The sequence below is a fragment of the Ilumatobacter sp. genome, assembly GCF_041688325.1.
Lineage (GTDB): Bacteria > Actinomycetota > Acidimicrobiia > Acidimicrobiales > Ilumatobacteraceae > Ilumatobacter_A.
Map to the genome: position 1 here is coordinate 1 of NZ_JBDNIJ010000342.1, position 3,912 is coordinate 3,912.

Sequence of the window (3,912 nt, forward strand, 5' to 3'; positions counted from 1 at the left end):
ATCCCACGATGCGGTTGCAGCATCGACGATCTCGGCCAGTCGATCGAGGTCGACCGGCCCGCTCGTGCGGACCGTCATCGAGATACGGGCGAGCGAACTCGAGCCAAGCAACGTTTCGACGTCGCGCACGTCGCCGCCGTAATGCTCGGCCACAAGGTCGGCCACGTCGTGTTGCAGGCCCGCACGAAAACGAGACTGCGGTAGGTACACAAACACGGTACTGAACGAGCCCACCGGCTCGGCCACATCGAAGACGCGGACGATGGAACGTTCCTGCAGACCGACGATGTCGATCACCAGGCTTGCCATCTGGTGCTGACCAAGCTCGAAGACAACATCTCGCGGCAACGTCTCGACCACGTTCTTGATCGCACGACCCGTGTACGTGATCGCCGCTGCCCCGGACAGCTCGAGAAGTGCGGTCGCACGGTCTTGCAGTACTGGGATCGAAAACACGCTCTCCCGATATGCACCGCTCCCGAGCAGACCAATGAATCGCTCTTCGATCACCGTGTCTCCCGTGGCGCGACGGATGGCCAGGCTCGTCAGCCGGGCCGACCGGTGGATGGTCGACAGCGCCTCGGTCCGAGCGATCACCACCGGCTCGGCGTTGACATCGCCGGCCTTCGACGGTGGCCCGACCGCTGTTGCATCAAGCCGGGTGTCCGGGCGGTACTCGCCGAGTTCGGAGCCAGCCGCCAAGTGCAGGCTCACCTCGCCGGCGACGTCAACCCGTCGCTCGTACGACGCGGCGCCAAGGAGCACGAAATGTTGATTGGCCAACCATGCAACGAGCGCATCGTCTCTGCCAACACTCAGGAGCCGTTCACGCATCTCGGGGAAGTCGGCAACGATCCGGACCACGTCGGCAATAGCAGCAGTGACTTCGTCTTCGACATCCGACAGGAAGTCGGCATGGCAGCCGTTCAGCCTGATCTGCGTCCACGCTTCCACCTGCGTCGCCACCGGCCGAGCGGCGCCTTGCTCGAACACCTTGACCAACTCGTCGTCACCGTCACGAGCGATCGACAGCATCGGGTAGACCAACAGCTCGATCCCGAGGGACCGACGATCGAGCACCATTCGGACCGTGTCGACGAGAAACGGAATGTCATCGGTAACGAACAGGAGTACTGCACTGCCTGACGCTTGGGTCTGTGTCTGCGGCACAATTACCTTGACGAGCGTCTGTCCTGCTGCACGGTGTCGGCCAAGTTCGAGGTGAGCGGCAGCAACACTCACGACATCGCCGAGATCACGATCTTCGACATCGTCGACCGGGACGTCACGGTGGTACTCGACCATGAAGCGATCCGCGAGCGGATCGTCGGGATACAGCTGACGGGCAGTGACGGCGAGCAAGTCGAGTTTGTCCGCTAAAGACCCCATAAAGATGACCGTAGTTGCTGTCGTGGAGCTGTGTTTCAAGATCCTCCACTCGTTTCGCAGCCGTTTGGATGCCAGACTCGGAAGATGCAGCAGATGAACGTCCTCGGCACAGATCTGATGCCGTGTTCCTACGACCCGATGACCGGCTACTACCGCAACGGCTGTTGCGAGAACCGTGGCGACGACCCTGGCATGCACACAGTGTGCTGCCGTGTCACCGCTGACTTCCTCGCCTACTCGGCGTCGCGCGGTAACGACCTCAGCACCCCGATGCCGGAGTACGGCTTCGCCGGTCTGGCCCCGGGCGACCAGTGGTGCGTCTGCGCAATGCGCTGGAAGGAAGCCTTCGACGCTGGCCAAGCATGCGACGTCGTCCTTGAGTCCACTCACGTGAGCACGCTGGAATACGTCGATCTTGCCGAGCTCAAGCAGCACGCCATCATTGCCGAGCCGTGAGCCAGTAATGAGCGGTACGGACGGCGAGACGCACGACGGCACAAACGGCAGGGTCGAGTACCTCCGCAACGTGTACGACCTCGCCACGCAAGCCGACACCGACGCGTACTACACACAGTGGGCAGCGAGCTACGACGATGAGCTGACTCGCCAGGGATACCAAACACCAAGGCGCTGCGCCGATGCGCTGCGGCGCTTCGTTGCTTCGGACGCCACCGTCCTCGACATCGGTTGCGGAACCGGATTGTCCGGCGCAGCACTTGCTTCGGCCGGGCTCACCGATCTCGTCGGCACGGATGTGAACGCTGAGATGCTCGACGTCGCCCGAGTGGCCGGCATATATCGCGACACCTGGGTCACTGACATCGACGATCCGTTCCCGTTCGCTCGGGGCACCTACAACGCCATCGCTGCAGTCGGCGTGATCGGAGTCGGTGCGGCACCCGCTTCGCTGCTTCGTCAGTCGCTCGAAGCGCTCGCGGCCGATGGCCGCCTGGTCTTTTCGTACAACGATCACGCTCTCGAAGTTCCCGAGTTCACCGACGCGTTGACCGACGTCATCTCGTCCGGCCTCGCCGAGCAAGAGTTCGCCGAACACGGCACCCACATCGAAGGCCTCGGCAGTATGTCGACCGTCTACGTGCTCCGACGCTGCTGATCCCGGCGAATCCATGCTGGTCGCTCGGCGGGCCGATGTCGTTGCCACAAAAATCTTCCAGAATTCTGTGGCAACAGGAGCACCTCAGAAGCCGACGTGGAGATCGCAGCCGTCACCGCTGTGGTCGATGCCCGACAGCTGTTCCAAGAACATGCCCAGTCATCAATCAAGGCCTATCTGAAGCAACAGTTGAACTGTTCCGGGCCCGACGCACTACGAATCAAGCGGCGCGCCCGACTGTTCAACCAGCACCCGAGATTGCTGACGTGTTCAGCTACAGTCGCATCGCTGGGGGCCAAGTCGACGCAATGGCAACAGCGCAGCAGCATCCGCGTGCCGGGGACCAGTTCGCCGGCTTCGCCGCCTTGTTTGTCAGCCAAGCCGAACGACTCGAACATGACGAGTTCGCTGCTGCAATCAAACACTTCATCGTGCAAGCCAACCAAGACGGCGCATTCAGCGACCAAAAGTTTTACGAAGACCAGCGCACCGCGTCGGTCCGCATCGACGACGGTGCCATCTCGATGCACGCTTCGGGCGGCGACCCACTCCAGTCGGCTGAGATAAAGAAGGTCTTCGATCTGGCCGTCGAAGCCGAAGCCCACAAAGACTTCGAAGTACTCGCCCGCCACGGATTCCTCGACCTCACCAACAACGGCCTCAGCGACCTGGCAGCAACCGACCCAGCCTCACGCCGCTGCGCCACGAGCACCGGTGTCGCCGTGCGCCCCGATGTCGCGTTGAAAGCAATGCTTACCGGCAGTGTCCGACGCGTCATGGTTGATGCCCACAACGTCGTGATCAACATGGGCCGCACACAACGACTCTTCACAGGCAAAGCACGCCACGCAGCACAACTGCTGGTCATCCACTGCGGGTTCCGCGGCTGCGACGTCCCCGCCGAATTCTGCGACGTCGACCACATCGAACCACGGGTCGACGGCGGCGAAACCAACCAAGCAAACTCGATGCCACTCTGCGGACCACACGACCGCCGCAAACATTCCAAACAGCTACGCGGCCGACGCGACCGACACGGCTGAATCCCCCTCATCACACCCAACGGCACCGTCATCAAACCGTTCAACACACGCGACCCCGACTGAAGTCGCCGTAGCGGATCGGTCGGTTCTCTCTGGTCGTCAGCGGTACGAACACCCTTGCATACCGACCTGCCATAGCGCCTAAATCGGCAGGTTGCCGGTGGCGCGGCGCGTCGACCCGTCGTCGGTGTAGGCAGCAATGGTGCGTTGGGCGATGCGCATCTCGTGCACCTCGTCGGCACCGTCGGCGAAGCGGGCCCAGCGGGCGTGCTGGTACATGTGCGCCAACGGCGTATCGGTCGAGTAGCCGAGCGCACCATGAACCTGAATCGAGCGATCGATCACGCGGCCCAACATGTTCGCGAC

Annotated in this window: 5 protein-coding genes; 3 read left to right on the forward strand and 2 right to left on the reverse strand. The window is 62.3% G+C overall.

Annotated features, from left to right (window positions below; all coding sequences use genetic code 11):
* On the reverse strand, positions 1-1,389 hold a 1,389-nt coding region (locus ACH2EI_RS17895; RefSeq protein WP_395161016.1), incomplete at its 3' end, for a hypothetical protein.
* Positions 1,390-1,473: 84 nt separating this feature from the next.
* Here ACH2EI_RS17895 and ACH2EI_RS17900 point away from each other — a divergent pair.
* The 3 genes from ACH2EI_RS17900 (at position 1,474) to ACH2EI_RS17910 (ending at position 3,546) form a co-directional block, all read left to right on the forward strand.
* The gene (locus ACH2EI_RS17900) at positions 1,474-1,845 is read left to right on the forward strand and encodes a DUF2237 family protein (protein ID WP_395152126.1); all 372 of its coding nucleotides are present in this window, start codon (positions 1,474-1,476) and stop codon (positions 1,843-1,845) included.
* Positions 1,846-1,852: 7 nt separating this feature from the next.
* On the forward strand, positions 1,853-2,503 hold the full coding sequence (locus ACH2EI_RS17905) for a class I SAM-dependent DNA methyltransferase (protein WP_395152124.1): 651 nt from the start codon (positions 1,853-1,855) through the stop codon (positions 2,501-2,503).
* 266 nt (positions 2,504-2,769) lie between these two features.
* On the forward strand, positions 2,770-3,546 hold the full coding sequence (locus ACH2EI_RS17910) for an HNH endonuclease signature motif containing protein (RefSeq protein WP_395161018.1): 777 nt from the start codon (positions 2,770-2,772) through the stop codon (positions 3,544-3,546).
* A gap of 141 nt (positions 3,547-3,687) precedes the next feature.
* Here the strand turns inward: ACH2EI_RS17910 and ACH2EI_RS17915 are convergent.
* On the reverse strand, positions 3,688-3,912 hold a 225-nt coding region (locus ACH2EI_RS17915), incomplete at its 5' end, for an acyl-CoA dehydrogenase family protein (protein ID WP_395161020.1).

Excerpts from the sequence above, each read along its gene's own strand:
- ACH2EI_RS17900 (WP_395152126.1), top strand. The coding sequence starts at position 1,474 with ATGCAGCAGATGAACGTCCTCGGCACAGATCTGATGCCGTGTTCCTAC.
- ACH2EI_RS17905 (WP_395152124.1), top strand. The coding sequence starts at position 1,853 with ATGAGCGGTACGGACGGCGAGACGCACGACGGCACAAACGGCAGGGTC.